The sequence below is a fragment of the Paraniabella ginsengisoli genome, from assembly GCF_022513635.1.
In the GTDB taxonomy this organism is placed as follows: Bacteria; Bacteroidota; Bacteroidia; order Chitinophagales; family Chitinophagaceae; genus Niabella; species Niabella ginsengisoli.
In genome coordinates this window covers 50,709-66,596 of sequence record NZ_JAKWBL010000004.1, presented here as the reverse complement: position 1 = coordinate 66,596, position 15,888 = coordinate 50,709, and the positions used below count along the sequence as shown (strand labels likewise).

General features: G+C 39.4%; 12 protein-coding genes. 5 read left to right on the top strand and 7 right to left on the bottom strand.

Annotated features, from left to right (window positions below):
* Positions 1-184: 184 nt before the first annotated feature.
* Both MKP09_RS17300 and MKP09_RS17295 read left to right on the top strand, forming a co-directional pair.
* Entirely contained in the window at positions 185-667 is a 483-nt protein-coding gene (locus MKP09_RS17300) for a glycoside hydrolase family 78 protein (protein ID WP_240831578.1), read from the top strand.
* Positions 668-699: 32 nt separating this feature from the next.
* Positions 700-2,880 carry an alpha-L-rhamnosidase gene (locus tag MKP09_RS17295; protein ID WP_240831577.1) on the top strand — a complete coding sequence of 727 codons (2,181 nt, stop codon included), beginning with the start codon at positions 700-702 and terminating at the stop codon, positions 2,878-2,880.
* Between the two features lie 101 nt (positions 2,881-2,981).
* Here the strand turns inward: MKP09_RS17295 and MKP09_RS17290 are convergent, their stop codons facing one another.
* The 3 genes from MKP09_RS17290 to MKP09_RS28915 are packed head-to-tail and all read right to left on the bottom strand — an operon-like array spanning position 2,982 to position 6,798.
* Positions 2,982-5,867 (bottom strand): TIM-barrel domain-containing protein, encoded by a 2,886-nt coding sequence (locus MKP09_RS17290; protein WP_240831576.1) that lies wholly within the window; start codon positions 5,865-5,867, stop codon positions 2,982-2,984.
* 8 nt (positions 5,868-5,875) lie between these two features.
* Complete coding sequence (locus tag MKP09_RS17285) at positions 5,876-6,085, bottom strand: hypothetical protein (RefSeq protein ID WP_240831575.1); 210 nt, start codon at positions 6,083-6,085, stop codon at positions 5,876-5,878.
* Between the two features lie 38 nt (positions 6,086-6,123).
* Positions 6,124-6,798 (bottom strand): hypothetical protein, encoded by a 675-nt coding sequence (locus tag MKP09_RS28915; protein ID WP_240831574.1) that lies wholly within the window; start codon positions 6,796-6,798, stop codon positions 6,124-6,126.
* Positions 6,799-6,973: 175 nt separating this feature from the next.
* Here MKP09_RS28915 and MKP09_RS17275 point away from each other — a divergent pair, with 175 nt between their 5' ends.
* Positions 6,974-7,504, top strand: coding sequence for a hypothetical protein (locus MKP09_RS17275; RefSeq protein ID WP_240831573.1), 531 nt, complete (start codon positions 6,974-6,976; stop codon positions 7,502-7,504).
* A gap of 71 nt (positions 7,505-7,575) precedes the next feature.
* Here the strand turns inward: MKP09_RS17275 and MKP09_RS17270 are convergent, their stop codons facing one another.
* The gene (locus MKP09_RS17270) at positions 7,576-9,732 is read right to left on the bottom strand and encodes a PspC domain-containing protein (protein ID WP_240831572.1); all 2,157 of its coding nucleotides are present in this window, start codon (positions 9,730-9,732) and stop codon (positions 7,576-7,578) included.
* A gap of 31 nt (positions 9,733-9,763) precedes the next feature.
* Entirely contained in the window at positions 9,764-10,096 is a 333-nt protein-coding gene (locus MKP09_RS17265; RefSeq protein WP_240831571.1) for a PadR family transcriptional regulator, read from the bottom strand.
* 485 nt (positions 10,097-10,581) lie between these two features.
* On the opposite strand from MKP09_RS17265, the gene MKP09_RS17260 reads away from it, so the two are divergent.
* Positions 10,582-12,894 (top strand): TonB-dependent receptor, encoded by a 2,313-nt coding sequence (locus MKP09_RS17260; RefSeq protein WP_240831570.1) that lies wholly within the window; start codon positions 10,582-10,584, stop codon positions 12,892-12,894.
* Between the two features lie 100 nt (positions 12,895-12,994).
* On the opposite strand, the gene MKP09_RS26540 is transcribed toward MKP09_RS17260, so the two are convergent.
* Both MKP09_RS26540 and MKP09_RS17250 read right to left on the bottom strand, forming a co-directional pair.
* Positions 12,995-14,227 carry an ATP-binding cassette domain-containing protein gene (locus MKP09_RS26540; protein WP_262915494.1) on the bottom strand — a complete coding sequence of 411 codons (1,233 nt, stop codon included), beginning with the start codon at positions 14,225-14,227 and terminating at the stop codon, positions 12,995-12,997.
* 74 nt (positions 14,228-14,301) lie between these two features.
* Entirely contained in the window at positions 14,302-14,592 is a 291-nt protein-coding gene (locus tag MKP09_RS17250) for an ATP-binding cassette domain-containing protein (protein WP_262915493.1), read from the bottom strand.
* A gap of 320 nt (positions 14,593-14,912) precedes the next feature.
* On the opposite strand from MKP09_RS17250, the gene MKP09_RS17245 reads away from it, so the two are divergent.
* The gene (locus MKP09_RS17245; RefSeq protein WP_240831569.1) at positions 14,913-15,887 is read left to right on the top strand and encodes a 2-hydroxyacid dehydrogenase; all 975 of its coding nucleotides are present in this window, start codon (positions 14,913-14,915) and stop codon (positions 15,885-15,887) included.
* Position 15,888: the final 1 nt, after the last annotated feature.

The window sequence follows — 15,888 nt, the reverse complement described above, 5'->3', positions numbered from 1 at the left end:
TGCGGTGAAGTGACTACAAAACTCGACTTATGAAATTACTTTTATTCTACATATTTAACAGACAGACAGTACAGGATAGTTCAATCATAAATGAAGCTATCTTAGTGCTTTAGGCTTTGCTTGTCTTTTTTCTATATCTATTTCTGGAAAGCCATACTTTATTCTAAACTTCAAAAAGAGTAAAATGAAGCAAACTGTTTTGTTACTTGCCTTATGTGCAGGATTGTCGTCTGCACATGCTCAATCTTCGGTACATGAGTTATTAGTTGAAAACAAACCTGAACCTGTTGGCTTAGGCACAGCTCAACCGCGCTTTAGCTGGGAAATACAAAATAAACAACGAAATACCCTGCAAACCGCTTATGAGATAAAAGTAACCAACGGAAAAAACACCGTATGGAATTCAGGAAAAGTTGCGGCAGATTCATCGGTACATGTAGCTTATAAAGGAAATCCTTTATTGAGTAATGAAAGATATCAGTGGCAGGTAAGAGTCTGGGACAATCATGGAAAAAATTCAGCCTGGAGTACGCCTGCATCTTTTCAAATGGGTTTGCTCAACCAAAGTGACTGGAAAGCAAAATGGATCGAGTCAGGAATAGCAGAAGATCCGGAATACAGGCCCAGCCAACTTTTCAGAAAAACATTTAATACTTCAAAAAAATAAAAGCAGCTACTGCCTACATTACAGCACACGGCATGTATGAAGCATATCTTAATGGTAAAAGAATTGGCGATGCTTGGCTAACACCCGGATGGACATCTTATAATAAAAGGCTTCAGTACCAGGCTTATGATGTAACCGGCATTATGCAAAATGGAAAAAATATCCTTGGTGCTGAATTGGGCAACGGTTGGTATCGAAGTGTTTTAGGATGGCAGAACAACGGTAATATTTATGGAAAGATACTTGGCTTGTTAATCCAGGTTCATGTAGACTATGCTGATGGAACATCGGATATTATCGTTACAGATGATAGCTGGAAATCTGAAACAGGCGCTATTGCTTATTCGCAGATATACAATGGAGAAACCATTGATGCCAGAAAAGAAAAAGGAAACTGGAAGTTGAGTTCTTATGATGATGCCGGATGGGCAAACGTTCAGGTGAAAGACTATCCGCTTTCAAATATAGTGGCTACCGTAAATGAGGCGGTAAAAAAACATGAAACATTCAAGCCTGTAAAAATATTTAAAACCCCGGCAGGTGAGCAGGTAATAGATTTTGGACAAAACCTTGTTGGTTGGGTACAAATAAAAATAACAGGTAAAGCAGGCGATTCTGTAACGCTTTCTCACGCAGAAGTGCTGGACAAGAAAGGCAATTTTTATACAGAAAATCTTCGTGCGGCAAAAGCACAAAACAGTTATATCTTAAAAGGAGGAGGGCAAGAAGTGTTCCATCCTCATTTTACCTGGCAGGGGTTTAGGTATGTAAAAGTGGATGGTTATCCGGGAACATTGAATGCAGATAATTTCGAAGCGGTTGCTTTATATTCCGCTATGCCTGAAACGGGAACTTTTACTACTTCCAACAAATTGATCAATCAGTTACAACATAACATTGAGTGGGGACAGAAAGGGAACTTTCTGGATGTGCCAACCGATTGTCCGCAGCGCGATGAACGACTTGGCTGGACGGGCGATGCACAGGCTTTCTTCAGAACGGCTTCATTCAATATGAATGTGAACAGCTTTTTTGCTAAATGGATGCGCGATGTTGAAGCTGATCAGATTGACGGCCTGGTGCCCCATGTAATTCCGAATGTTTTAGGCAAAGATGGCAACAGCGCAGGTTGGGCTGATGTTGCTACGATCATTCCGTGGGGTATGTATGTTGCTTATGGCGACAAGCGGGTTTTGCAAACACAATACAGCAGCATGAAGGCTTTTGTAGAAAGCGTGCGCCGCAGTACTAAAGATGATCTGTGGAATACAGGTGGGCATTTTGGAGACTGGCTTTTCTATCGCCCTTTTGATGATAACGACGGACGCAGTGCGGTAACTGATAAATATTTGATCGCTCAGTGTTTTTATGCAAACTCTGTGCAACTAATGATCAATGCTGCAAAAGTATTGAAGTTGGATGCCGATGTTGCAGCATATACCGAATTGCTTCAAAAAATAAAAGCGGCTTTCAATAAGGAATATGTAACCCCATCCGGACGTCTGATTTCAAGTACACAAACAGCTTATGTGTTAACGCTTCAGTTTGACATGCTTCCCGAAGCATTGCGCAAGCAGGCAGCAGAAAGACTTGCTGAAAATGTGAAGAGCTACGGCAATCATCTTACAACAGGGTTTTTGGGAACTCCGTATTTATGTCACGTTCTTACACGTTATAGCTATAATGATATAGCTTACAAATTGTTGTTACAGGAATCATATCCTTCGTGGTTGTACCCTGTAAAAATGGGCGCTACAACTATTTGGGAAAGATGGGATGGCATGAAGCCTGATAGCACTTTTCAAACACCAGGCATGAACTCATTTAACCATTATGCGTATGGCGCTATCGGCGACTGGATGTATCGCAAAATGGTGGGTATTGATACTTATGAAGACGGCCCAGGCTACAAACATATTCTTATAAAACCTCATCCTGGCGGCGGTTTTGCTCATGCAAAAGCCAGCCTGAAAACTTATTACGGCACATTAAGCAATAGCTGGAATATGGATAGCACCCGATTTGAAATGCAATCGGAAGTTCCGGCTAATACAAAGGCAACCATTTATATTCCTGCAACCGATGCTGAAAAAATAAAAGAGAATGGTAAAGCATTATCTGCTGTAAAGGATATTAAGGTAGTTGGAAAAGAAGCTGAATATGTTGTTGTTGAAGCAGGTTCGGGAATGTATAAGTTTGAAGTGGAAAGATAATCGGCTTAAAAATGCGATTTTTTTGAGCCGATTAGAAATTTTATTCGGCTCAACTATTTTTCATAGCCCACCATTTAAATGGTGGGCTATGAAAAGCGTTGTTAAAACGCAAGGGTATTCAAATCTTTATCAACCAATATTCCTTCTATCGCTTTTAGATCAAACTGCACATCTTTTTTAACTTTAAATTTAATGATAAAGAGATCTTCATTTCCGGTAAGCGGATCCTTATCTCCAATATTTACAAATGTAAGATACAACGCTTTTGTTCCGCTTGTATGTAATCTGTCATAAGTCAGGTTTTCCATTTCTTTAGTTTGAAGTGTAGTTGTCCCAACATATTCATAATCCTGCGCATCGTAAGGCAAAGCGAAACTTAAAGCATTTACGCTGGCAAGGTTTACGCCGGATACTTTGATTTCAATAATATCGCCGGTTTTATACGAAGTCTTATTAGTGTGCAGTTCAAGTTTACCGCTAAGCTTTGCTATAGAATCCGCACTCACGCCGTCTTCGAGTTGTGTGGTAACATTAGAAATATCAAAAGCGTCAATCAAATTATTTTTATTGATATCGCCATTACTAATATATCCCTCAAAATCGCCGTCACCTTTTCTCAAGCCAGTATAGTTTGTGTAAGATGTCAGATCGTTGTTGTCAATCTTGCCATCGTTATTAATATCTCCGGGAATATAGCTGGAGCTTCCGGGTACTTTGAATACATAGATTTCTCTGCCAGAGCCGAAGTTGCCAATGCCTTCCGCAACGCTCAATTTGATATACCTCACGGTAGGCTTGCCAGCAAAAGCAAATTCTTTTATATCATTATCTGCTTTCCAACTAATGTCGCCTGCTTCTGTCCAGGATTTTTTATCCATGCTATAATAGATCTTCCCTTTAGTGATTAAACCATTTTTGCCACTGATGCGTGGAATATATTGCAGCTTATCAACTTGGTTTACACTTTTCAAATCTATCACAAGGTCAAACGGTATGGCGTTGATGCCATATTTTGTATGCCAGTTGTTGCTTTCATCAAAATCGAATAATTTATTAACCCCTTCTCCGCCTTGAGACGCAGCAGTGCTGCGGCCTACAATGCCTTTTATTGCAAACTGTAAAGGATTCACTTTTGTTTCCGCTGTAATCATTGTCCAGTCCGAATATCCGGTTTTGTTCGCTGCTCTTAATTTAAAATGGTAAGCTTGCTCTGGCTGTAGTTCGTCAAACAAAAACGCTGTGTCTTTTATATGAGAGTAGAGCATATTATTAAATTCAATCTCATAAAAATCAGCATTGCGTGTTGGTCTCCACAATGGAGTTAAAGTGAACGCTTTAATATTAGAGTCGGGAACATTTGCATTTTCCGGTGCTATAAGATCTCCGCTTGTTTGTTTGTATTTGTTATCAATAGCAAAGGCATATTTTTTTATTTGGATGTTTATATCGGATTTAGTTATATCTGTTTTGGCCAGCTTAATCAGCAATTGAGGGTTTTTAGTAATCATTGTTTTTTCAAAATCACTTCCCTTTGTTGCAAATGAATTCAGACCTGGCTTTGTATCATAATAATAAACATTGGCGTGGGAAGCAAATGCCTCATCAGATGTAACAGGTTTGAGCTTTACTCTTTTACCACTTATTCTAACTTTTATTTTTCCGGTTGGATGCGATGTGTTTATTTTCAGAATCGTTTCTTTATGCTTCTCAAAACCTTCGAAATCGCCTTTCGTAGCATTGATGGCAATAGAAACATTTTGCTTTCCATCAACCGAAGTTGTGATTTGGGTTTCCGTACCTTTATTTAATTTATAATTTTCTGTCAATCCATCATCATTGTACTCTGTAAAAGATGTGCTTCCGGATGGATATAATTCATAAATGCGCAGCCCTTTATTTATCTGCGAAGGGTTGTTATTGGCATTCACCATTGGAATAATAGCGCCAGGCTTTACAAAAACAGGCAGTTTCCAAAGCGGGGCGTCAAAATAGTTAATGATGCGATCGCCTTCATATTTTTCTCCGGTATAATAATCGATCCATTCACCTTTGGGTAAATAAATGCCATTGCGTATATCGTTGCCTTCTTTATCTGCTTTGGTATCTTGATAAACAGGAGCTACCAAAAAATAAGGCCCATACATAAACTGGTATTTAGTGGCTGCGCCTAAAGTATATGTATTCGATTCTTCAAGAAACATGGCCTTTATCATTGGCATGCCGTTTACAGCCTGCTTCGCAATAGAATAGCTATATGGCAATAATTCAGATTTTAGTTTTAAATAATTTCTGTTGATGGATGTAGCAGGCTCTCCCAATGCATGCGGATACTTGGGATTAGAGCCCCAGCCATCCATATTCAATTGCATGGGCGTAAAAGCTTTCCATTGAAAATCGCGAACATTGATAGGGATATTTTTACCGCCAAAAATTCCATCCATGTCGGAAGTAATATTAGGCTGCCCCGAAAGTCCTGAGCCTATATAAGTTGGAATATGAAAACGAATATATTCCCATTGGCCGCCGGTTTGATCGCCTGTCCAAATGCTGGCGTAGCGCTGTGTTCCGGCCCATCCGTCTAAAGAAATAATAAAAGGTCTGGCGTTATTTCCATATTTAGAGGTGATCTGCGCTACATCAGCCACACCGTTTAAGCCGAAAGAATAACCGGCGCCAACCCATGCTACATCGGTTTTTAACACACGCACGCCGGCATCTTTTACTTCCTTTAAAATATCGCGCTGTAGCAAAGCGCTGACGCCTTCTTTAGGATGCAGGTCGCTCTGCGTCCACAATCCAATTTGAACACCATTTTTTCTGGCATAATCGCCGAAATTTTTTAGGTTGAGGATATTGCTGTCTAAAGTTCCTGTTTGTCCGTAACCCGCACCATATCCATCGTTGGGAAGAATCCAGCCCAAAGGCATATCTGCATTTTTATATCTGTCGATAACAGCCCTTGCCGAAAACTGGTAATTGTTTTTCAATTCTCCATTCAATGATTCTTTGATACCGCCATTATCTTTCTGACTTTCTTTATATTTTTTTCATCTTCAAAAAGAATACCTGCGCTGTCTTCTTTCCAGTAATCACGATTGTAAGCATTGAGATGTCCCTGATAAAAAGCAAACTTTGGTAACAGCACAGGATGGCCTGTAAGCTGATAAAAATCATTAAGCAATGGAACTACGCTATTATCAATCATAAAAAACAGATCTAAATAATCTGTTTCATGATATAAATTTACCTGACCTTTTTGCTCAGATCCGAAATCGTACTTTCCCTTTTTATATGTGTACCACATAATGCCGTATCCGTTGGTACTCCAGTAAAAAGGATTAGGAGATGCCACGCCCCCATCGGTCCAGCTGTTTTGATTTTCAATAGAGATCTTTTTTCCTTTATGAGAGAAGCGCCCGTTTTGCACACCACCACCAAAAAATATTCATCAGGATTTTCTTTAAGCACTAATGAAGTTCTATTCTTTTCAAAAAGAGCTGGTTGAATGGTTTCAACGATTGGCTTGTTGGTTCGCACGTCGATGATTTTAAATAAACTATTATCTTTTTCAAAAATTACATGTATGTTTTTGCTCGATATGGAAATGGTTTCGTCGGAATCAACCAGCTTTATTTGAGCGACATTCTTTCTGGGCTGATTTACTAATATCTGTGCCGCAGGTTTTGCTTCCGGTTCTCTGAATGTTTTACCAACGCTGTCGATAAATAGCCGGAATATATTTTCTCCGTAAAAATCAATAAGGATATGCCTGTTGTTGCTAAGCGTCAGTTCGGCTTTGTTTGAACCTGTCGTTTTTGCAGCCGTTATTTTTACTGTCGTTTGGGCTGATACCGCAGCCTGTAATCCCAATATAAATAATAGAAAATAGAAACTTTTTGAGAGGTAATGATGAAACATAATGATGAAAAGAATTTGTAAAAGCAATAACAACAAAAGTAGGTAAAGCCTTACGGGAGCTTATCAATCTGCACAATCGTATGCGCAAAATATAGGGTTAAATGCAACCTTTCAACTAATGATTTAATCAATTATTTTTGGCGCACTTTTAACTAACATAAAAACATAAATACAAATGAAAACAAAACAACTGCTGAACCTGGTAATAGGAATTATGAGTTCCTATGTAGCTCAGGCCCAGAATTCAAACAATATTGCTTATCGATCCCAATTTCAACGTGATTTTGTAACTGTAAAAACTGTGAATAATCAGGCTGGCATTTTTAATACAGATGCAAATGCTACTTTCAATTATAATGAGGAAAAATATCGGAAGTTTAAAAAAATGAGAACTGCCGGTATAGTGCTTACCAGTGTTGGTGCTGGCCTGATCATTGGTGGCTCAGCTCTTATTGCTGCGGGTAATAATGAAAATGATGGCCGTAATTTTGAAGGCGATTTTGATGATGATTATTATTACGATGATCTGACAGATGGAGACAGCAAAATTGTTGCCGGCGTCTTAGGAATTGCGTTTGGCGCTTTATCAACTGGCGGCGGTATTACTATGTGGGTGATCGGTAATAATAAAATGAAAAAATATGGCGGCGGGCAAATGTCTTTACAGCCGACACGAAATGGCTTAGGTTTGGCTTATAGGTTTTAAAAGGTAAGTGATGAATATGCCACGAATGCACGAATTATTATCCTTCATATTCATGCATTCGTGGCATTGGTTTATTGCCCAAGTTTCTTTTTCAACTCCTCAATTTCTTTTTGCTTTTGTTCCAGCTCTTTTGCTATTTCTTCCTTGCTTTTATTTTGTGAAGGGCTTTCGTTATAACGATAAACAGATGATGAATCGGTCGTTCCAGATTCAAGAGCGGGTGGGGCCGGAGGCGCTGGTGGTACTACTTTCGTACTGTCCCCATCCCATCTGTAATTATCGCTACCAGGCGTGCCAGAGCTTACAATGATTTCTTTTTTGTCATCTTCACTTTCAAAACTGCCGTCGCTTTGCATGATGTAATCTGTGTTCGATCGATACCTTCTGATATTATGAGTTACATACCTGGAGCTTCTTACTCTTCTTCCTCCATTGTTAAATTCTATATCAGCATCTCTTAGTTTATCAAAAACAGTTTCATCAATATTTATTTTTTTACCAACAGGAACTGAAATTAAAACCAACACATTTTGAGCTCTGTATTTACTGCTTTTATCAATAGCAAATCCGGCAGGTAAATCAAGCACACTATCAATTGAGCTTACGGAGTATTTTATTTTTTTCGCTCTTGCAAGCGCTTCGCTATCTGTTTTACCCATCGATTGTTTCACGATTGTTACATGATACAAACTGTCTTCGCTTTTGTTAAAGTCAAGATTAACTGTAGATAATTTAAGCGTGTCTTCGGTCAAACTAAACCCATCAAGGTCATTATCGTTTTCTCTCATCCATCCAAAATTCCCTTCGTAAAATAATTCAGGTTCGCTTACGCGAAAGATCATTTTATTATTCGAAGGTTGTTGTATGGCTACATTTTCTTCAACAGATTCGTATCTTTTAAAATCGTTGGACATGCTTGCCAAGAAGAACATCAGGCATATCCATCCAATAGCCCATAATCCACCAAAGGTCCAGTTCAGGTAATTGCCCGGCGTGCGCACATTTAGTATTCTTCTGATCAACCAGATTACAAGGCCAACAACAGGGGCTCCTATAAAAAGGATCAATGTGCCCCAACCCAGCATCTGCTGTGTTTCACTTGTCCATAAAAAATTGTTTACTGGCGCAAAAGCAAAACCACTAAATAAAACGGTGATGAACACGGCCAATAAAGAAACAGCAATGATTCCGCCAATGATAACAAAGATGGCTTTGAAGATCATTGCAAAAACATAACCAATACCGCGGTTGGATTTGGGTGGAACATAAGTAAACTGTCTGCCGAGATCGCTGCTTTTACTCTTGCCCCACTCGCCTGCTTTTTTACTCAGGTTGTCGGCAGATTCTTTTACTTCCTGTCCCCAATTTTTCAGGCGTTCATTGATATCGCCCATTGAATGCTGCACATTTTGTTTGATGGTATTTACATCAATATTCTGGCCGCGCATTTCCATTTTCTGATAAGGAGTTAACGCTTCCGGCAACACGATCCACAACACGATGTAGATAAAAATGAAAGTTCCCGTTAGGCCGCTAAAAACGAAGCCGGGAAAAAATCCAAAGTGTCCATTGCCAAGCACTCCGTTTAGTATACTTATGATAAGTGGCAATGCCATTATACCACGAACAGCATTTACGTTAGTATTGAAATAGGCACTTATACCTCCGGCCACGCCGCCAAACCATTTGTTTTCGGGATCGCGAAACATTCGCTTGCCTCTATAGGCTTCAAGCGTACGCGCCGGAAGAAATATCCATAAAGCGATATAAATTAAAATACCGCTACCAAACGCACCAAAAGAAACGATGATAAATAAAATTCGCACCACAGTAGGATCGATGTTTAACCAATTAGCAATTCCGCTACACACACCGCCCAACATTTTATTATTGGCATCCCGGTATAACCGGCGTTTTTCGTTAATGGTAAAATTGGGGTTATAACCTTGCGAGCCGGCATTATCCTGAGCAGCAAAATCTTCAGGGCGTCCCATTGTTGCAATCATCCCGTCCACATCAGCGTCGGTAATATGCGGCGCTCCTTTACGTATCTTATCATGCATCAATTCTGAAAAGCGCGCTTCAATATCAGCAACAATTTCGTCGCGGCCTTCTTCATTGTTAAAGTATTCGCGCAGGCTTTTAGTGTATGCCTGCATTTTTTCGTATGCAGCATCTTCAATCGCAATGCTTCTGCCGCCAAGTGTTATGTTAATGATCTGTTTCATTTCTATATTTGTTTGTTGGTTGGTAGTAATTTTATTTAGAGGAGCCGGTTAATGTATTCACTGCGCCGGAAAGTTCTTCCCAGGTTTGTTGAAGTTCCTGGTAAAAGTTCTGACCTTTTTTTGTAAGTGAAAAATATTTTCTGGGCGGTCCGCCAGTACTTTCTTCCCACCGGTAAGTAATCATTTCCGCATTTTTTAACCGGGTAAGCAAAGGGTACAATGTGCCTTCCAGTATATGCATGCCCGCGCCTTTCATTTCCTCCGCAATATCGCTGGGATAAGCCTCTCCTCGTTTTACGATGGAAAGAATACAATATTCTAATATTCCTTTCCGCATCTGGCTTTGTGTATTCTCAATGTTCATTGCTTCTTACTAATAAAGCACAAAGATATTGGTAGCAATAGGTAGTAGGCAATACAAAGTACTGTGCGTAGTATTAGAAACTCGGTAAATAGCAGAAAAGCAACGGTAAACGGCCATTATTTTTATGAGCCCGGCTTTAGAATATATGGCATCTTCGTTGCGTCGCACTCTTTATTTGTGGTGCATTGCTCATCCTGCATAAACGACAATGTCAAGACTTCCCAGATTTTCAAAACCTCGGAAGTCTTGGATGAAAGACATGGTCTGACCAATAATTAAATACAAGGTGATCTCGAATGAACATTTTCATATAACTCAATAATCCGTAAACCTAATTCCTCATTACTATTCTCTGGCTTTTAAAATATTCCCGAATGTGTAAACAATATTCCGGAATACGTAAACGACTTCACTCTTTTTGAGAATACTTTCGCGCGAAATATTTTAAAATGAGAATTTGTGGACTATTTTTTTGCGTAGTATTTATGGCTTTAAATATTAATGCCCAAACCAATGAACGAACCGGAAACATTATAGGAACCGTCGTTTCCAGCGATGACCAGCCTGCAACAGGAGCAACTGTATTATTAGAACGAGTTGGCAAAAACACTGTTGACAAGTCTGGCAATTTTGAATTTAAAAATGTTGCCGCAGGAACATACACATTGGAAATAAGTTTTATCGGTCAGGAAACTCAAAAACTACAGATTGAAGTAAAAGAAGGAGAAACCACTTCGGTACCAGTAAGGCTAAATATTTCTTCACTATTGTTGAACGAAGTATTAATTGTAGGTACTAAATATTCTATTACTGCAAAAAAACAAAGTAATTCAGTAGCGCGAATGCCGCTTACAAACCTGGAAAACCCTCAAATATATAATGTGGTGGATAAGGAACTGATAAAAGAACAAATGGCCATCCATCTTGATGAAGCTTTTCGTAACGTGCCCGGAGCAGCGCCTGCAAAAACGGGTGCTGGCATTCCGGCATTTTTCTCGCGCGGATTTACCACAAGCGACAATATGCGAAACGGCATGGCTACCTATTTCCGTTCTTCCATCGATCTTAGCACGGTAGAAAGAGTTGAAACAATTAAAGGTCCGTCTTCTACACTTTTTGGCGGAGTCATGACTTCTTTTGGCGGACTGGTTAACTATATTACCAAAAAGCCTTACGATCAGCTTGGTGGAGAAGTATCTTACACACATGGAAGTTTTGATTTGAACAGGCTTACGGCGGATTTTAATGCGCCACTCAATGCAGACCATAAAGCACTTTTTCGCATCAACATGGCTGCGCAACAAGAAAATTCCTTTCAGGATCAGGGACAGGCATCAACATTTGTAATTGCACCAAGCTTTTCGTTGCAGGCGAATGAACGCCTGACACTTAGGCTGGACGCGGATATTCATCAAACACAAGGAACGGCACATACCGCCTGGCAGGTGGGAAGTGCTATTAATGTGACATCATATGAGAAACTCCAGTTAGGTTACAAGCGATCTTTAATTGACAATTCTTTTGCAGGGCATCAAACATCAGCCAACGTATTTGCGCAAGCCGAATATAAAATTTCTGATCAATGGACTTCAACAACAAATTACACGTGGGCTACAGGTGCGTACAATAACTTTTATATGTTCACCAACACTTTTCTTACAGATACAACTGTAGCTCGTATGGTGGGTGCGTTTGCTCCAGACAAGCTGGGCCGCAATCAATTTCAGCAAAACTTTACTGGAGATTTTAAAATCGGAAACCTTCGCAACAGATTGCTCATCGGACTTGATTTTATGGATCAATACAGAAATCTTAAATACACCGGCGTAAACATGGATACAGTAAATACACTTGGCGTTGCAAAAGATGTAAGAATAGAGCAGTTGGAATTAAAGTTGGGCGCTACGTCTTCTCCGCTTAGTTTAAGCAGACAAAAAGTTTACGGAGCCTATATTTCCGATGTTCTTAACGTTACAGATTATCTGTTGTTAATGGCTAGTTTGCGAGTAGATCGTTTTATTAACGAGGGCACACTAAACAACCTTACACAAAAAACTACCGGAGATTATAATCAAACCGCGCTTTCTCCCAAATTTGGTATCGTTTTTCAGCCCATTAAAAACAAAGTAGCATTATTTGGTAATTATATGAATGGGTTTAAAAATGTTGCTAACGCTACACAACCCGATGGTACTGTTTCTTCCTTCAAGCCTCAACAAGCTAACCAATGGGAAGCTGGTGTAAAGCTTGATGTGCTTAAAAACAAACTAAGCGGTTCTGTTAGTTATTATGATATGTTAATCAGCAACACACTTCGTCCTGAAATAATCAACAATCAAACATTTACTGTGCAGGACGGAACGCAGCGCAGCAAAGGCATTGAAGCAGAATTGACGGGCAATCCTTTTCCGGGTTTCAACTTTGTTTCTGGCTATAGCTACAATGATAATAAGTATGTCAAAGCAGCGGCTAACCTGATTGGTAAACGTAATGTAGGCGCACCAAAAGAAACTGCTAACCTTTGGATGAGTTATAGTTTGTTAAAGGGTTCACTTAAAGGACTTGGTATCGGCGGCGGATTTTTATATGTGTCAGAAACTTATCTGAATACGATTAATACTTTTACGTTGCCTGCTTACACAACAGTTGATGCAACTTTATTTTACAGTGCAGGACAATATCGAATCAGCGTGAAAGCAAATAATTTAACGAGTAGTGAATATTGGGTAAGCGATGGGTTTTATGCGCGTCCCCAAAAACCGGGTAACTTCCTCGCCAGCATTGCCTGGAAGTTTTAATGGTTTCTATCATTGATATAATTGAACTGACTAAACAAAGCGCAGGAGAGATACGCTTTCTTGCGTTTTTGTTTTTACTCAGCTGTAACCGGCTAATGCATTAAGACAACTTTAGTAGCTCTATGCTTCTGTTAATACCTATCTCTTCCAAAAAATATGCATCATGAGATACAACTATTAATGTGCCCTTATATTGATTTACTGCAGTTGTTAATATTTCAGTGTTTATAATATCCAGATTATTGGTCGGTTCATCCAACACAATGATATCTGGTGGCGTGTTACTTATGGTAAGACAGCAAAGAAGAAGGCGCATTCTTTCCCCGCCACTTAAGGCTTTGCAAGGTTTGTTCCAGTGTTCCTTATCAAATAAAAACCAGGTCAACCTGATTTTAATTTCATGTTCCTGCAAAGCTCCTGTATTATATTGTTGCGCTTGCTCGTAAACGGTTAACTTGTCATCTAATAACGAATATTCCTGGTCGATATATATTGCCTGTTTATTAGCCTTGTAAACGGATCCTGTTTGAGGAGTAAGTTTTCCGAGAATAATTTTTATAAGAGAGGTTTTTCCCGAGCCGTTTGATCCTTTTAATGCAATCCGTTCGCCGCTTATGATTTCGAAACTCAAAGGTTTTTTCCAAAGGGGTTGCTTGTCGTATGTGAAATTAATATCAGTAGCCGAAAATAATATTTTGCCTTTATGTAAATTAGCATCTTCAAAACCTAATTTCATATTAGCAATATCAGGTACAGCTGCGCGCAGATATTGCAATTCATCCGAAAGATGGGTTATTTTTTCAGCATGAGCCGACTTTAATTTGGAAGAACTGTGCTCCGCCTGGTTTCGCAATGTGTTCATCATAATCCGCGCCACACCTGCTTTCTCCTGCTTGCCTTTTCCACGAGCATCCATACGCTGCTGACGTTCCATGGTTTCGCGTTCTTTTTCTTTAGCCTTTCTCAATGCCTTCTCTTTACTCTGAACACTTTCCTCCAGCGCATTGTTTTCAATCTGTTTTTGTTGCGCATAAAAATCATAATTTCCGCCATACAACGTAATGCCTTTGCTGCTTAGCTCCGCAATAGTATTTAAAAAATTCAGCAATTTTCTATCATGGCTTACAATAAGCAAAGTGGAATTTGTTTCCGATATAAACTTATACAATTGTTGTCGCGCGTCTGTATCCAGATGATTGCCGGGCTCATCAAGCAGAATAAGCTCAGGTTTATGAATTAGTATGCCTGCCAGGAACACTTTCATTTTCTGTCCGCCACTTAGTGTTTCCATTTTCTGATTCAGATCTAAACTTGATAATTGCCAATATGCCAATGCATCCTGGCACCGTTCTTCAATGGTCCAGTCATCATTTAATAGTTCTATGTTTTTTTCGCTTACATCGCCGTTTAAAATACATTGTAACGCAGTTTCTCTTCCACCTGTAATGCCTGCGCAATTGACAGATGATTGAACTGGCCAAAAACCTGTGGAACATAATAAGGTTTGGCATTTGTAATGATTTGCCCAGCCAAAGGCTCCAATTCGCCCGCGATAATTTTTAAAAGTGTTGACTTGCCTGTGCCGTTATTTCCGATCAATGCTATCTTATCGGATTTATTTATGGTGAAATGTAAGTCGCTGAAAAGAAATTCCTTGTCGGGATGTATATAGGAAATGTTTTGAAGAATAAGCATCATTTCTTTCTTTTAGAATTAAAAAATGCATGACGCGTTAACGTTAACACGTATGCGAATATTAAAGTCAGAAAGAAATGAGGTATTACATTATCAGTATTCTTTTATTTTGTGGATTGCAAAAATAGGAAAATTTGAATGAGTGAGTGAATTTCTCACTGAATACCAGGGCTGTTCAATGCTATCTGAAATAGCGAGAAGTTAACCACAGAGTGAAAGAGATTCGCACAGAGATAAGAGAGATTCCTCCTTTTCTGTGTTCTTCAGTGCTTTCTGTGAGAAGAAACTAAATCCTTATTTTTAAATGGTTCAAAATCAAAAAAATGAATGTATTTATAACAAAACCAATACCTGATGTAGGTATTAAATTAATGGAAGACGCCGGATATTTGGTAGCGATCCATAATGAAACAGAGCCTTTGCCGCAGGACAAGCTAATAGAAAAATGTCAGCAATACGATGCCTTGATCAGCGCGGGGTTCAATAAAATTGACGCCCATTTTTTACAGAAATGTAAACATCTAAAAGTGGTGTCGCTTTTTTCAGTTGGATATGACAGCGTTGACATTGATGCCGCGACACGATTAAAAATACCCGTTGGAAATACACCAGATGTATTGAGCCGTGCTACTGCTGATGTCGCATTTTTGCTGATGCTTGCTGTAAGTAGAAAGGCTTTTTTCAATTATAAAAAAATACTCGATGGTAAATGGGATGGCTTTGAACCTGTTGCTAATTTGGGGCAGGAACTGTATGGGAAAACCCTGGGCGTATTTGGTTTAGGAAATATTGGATTTGAAATGGCAAAAAAGTGTAAAGCTGCATTTGACATGAAAATTATTTATCACAACAGAAAGCCCAACGGCCACGCAGAAGCCGCGCTGGACGCGAAATATGTAAGTTTTGAAGAATTATTACAACAGAGCGACGTGCTAACATTGCACGCCAATTTCACAGAAGAGACAAAAGGAATATTCAATAAAGATGCATTTTCTAAAATGAAACGCAATGCCATTTTTATTAATACCGGTCGCGGCGGCTTACACAATGAAGTGGATTTGAAGGAGGCTTTACATGCAGGCATTATTTGGGGAGCAGGCCTTGACGTAACCAATCCAGAACCTATGGATAAAAACAATCCGCTTCTTTTTATGCCGAATGTTTGTGTTTTGCCTCATATTGGATCTGCTACGCTGGAAGCGCGCGATGGAATGGCGATGCTTGCAGCAAAGAATGTGATTGCTGCATTTAAAGGCGAACGATTGCCAACGATTGTAAATCCTGAAGTGTATGATTAAT

Coding starts and splice junctions, on each gene's coding strand:
- MKP09_RS17285 (WP_240831575.1), bottom strand. CDS start 6,085: ATGATTGATAATAGCGTAGTTCCATTGCTTAATGATTTTTATCAGCTT.
- MKP09_RS17265 (WP_240831571.1), bottom strand. CDS start 10,096: ATGAACATTGAGAATACACAAAGCCAGATGCGGAAAGGAATATTAGAA.
- MKP09_RS17270 (WP_240831572.1), bottom strand. CDS start 9,732: ATGAAACAGATCATTAACATAACACTTGGCGGCAGAAGCATTGCGATT.
- MKP09_RS17250 (WP_262915493.1), bottom strand. CDS start 14,592: ATGATGCTTATTCTTCAAAACATTTCCTATATACATCCCGACAAGGAA.
- MKP09_RS17295 (WP_240831577.1), top strand. CDS start 700: ATGTATGAAGCATATCTTAATGGTAAAAGAATTGGCGATGCTTGGCTA.
- MKP09_RS17245 (WP_240831569.1), top strand. CDS start 14,913: ATGAATGTATTTATAACAAAACCAATACCTGATGTAGGTATTAAATTA.
- MKP09_RS17275 (WP_240831573.1), top strand. CDS start 6,974: ATGAAAACAAAACAACTGCTGAACCTGGTAATAGGAATTATGAGTTCC.
- MKP09_RS17260 (WP_240831570.1), top strand. CDS start 10,582: ATGGCTTTAAATATTAATGCCCAAACCAATGAACGAACCGGAAACATT.
- MKP09_RS17300 (WP_240831578.1), top strand. CDS start 185: ATGAAGCAAACTGTTTTGTTACTTGCCTTATGTGCAGGATTGTCGTCT.
- MKP09_RS28915 (WP_240831574.1), bottom strand. CDS start 6,798: ATGTTTCATCATTACCTCTCAAAAAGTTTCTATTTTCTATTATTTATA.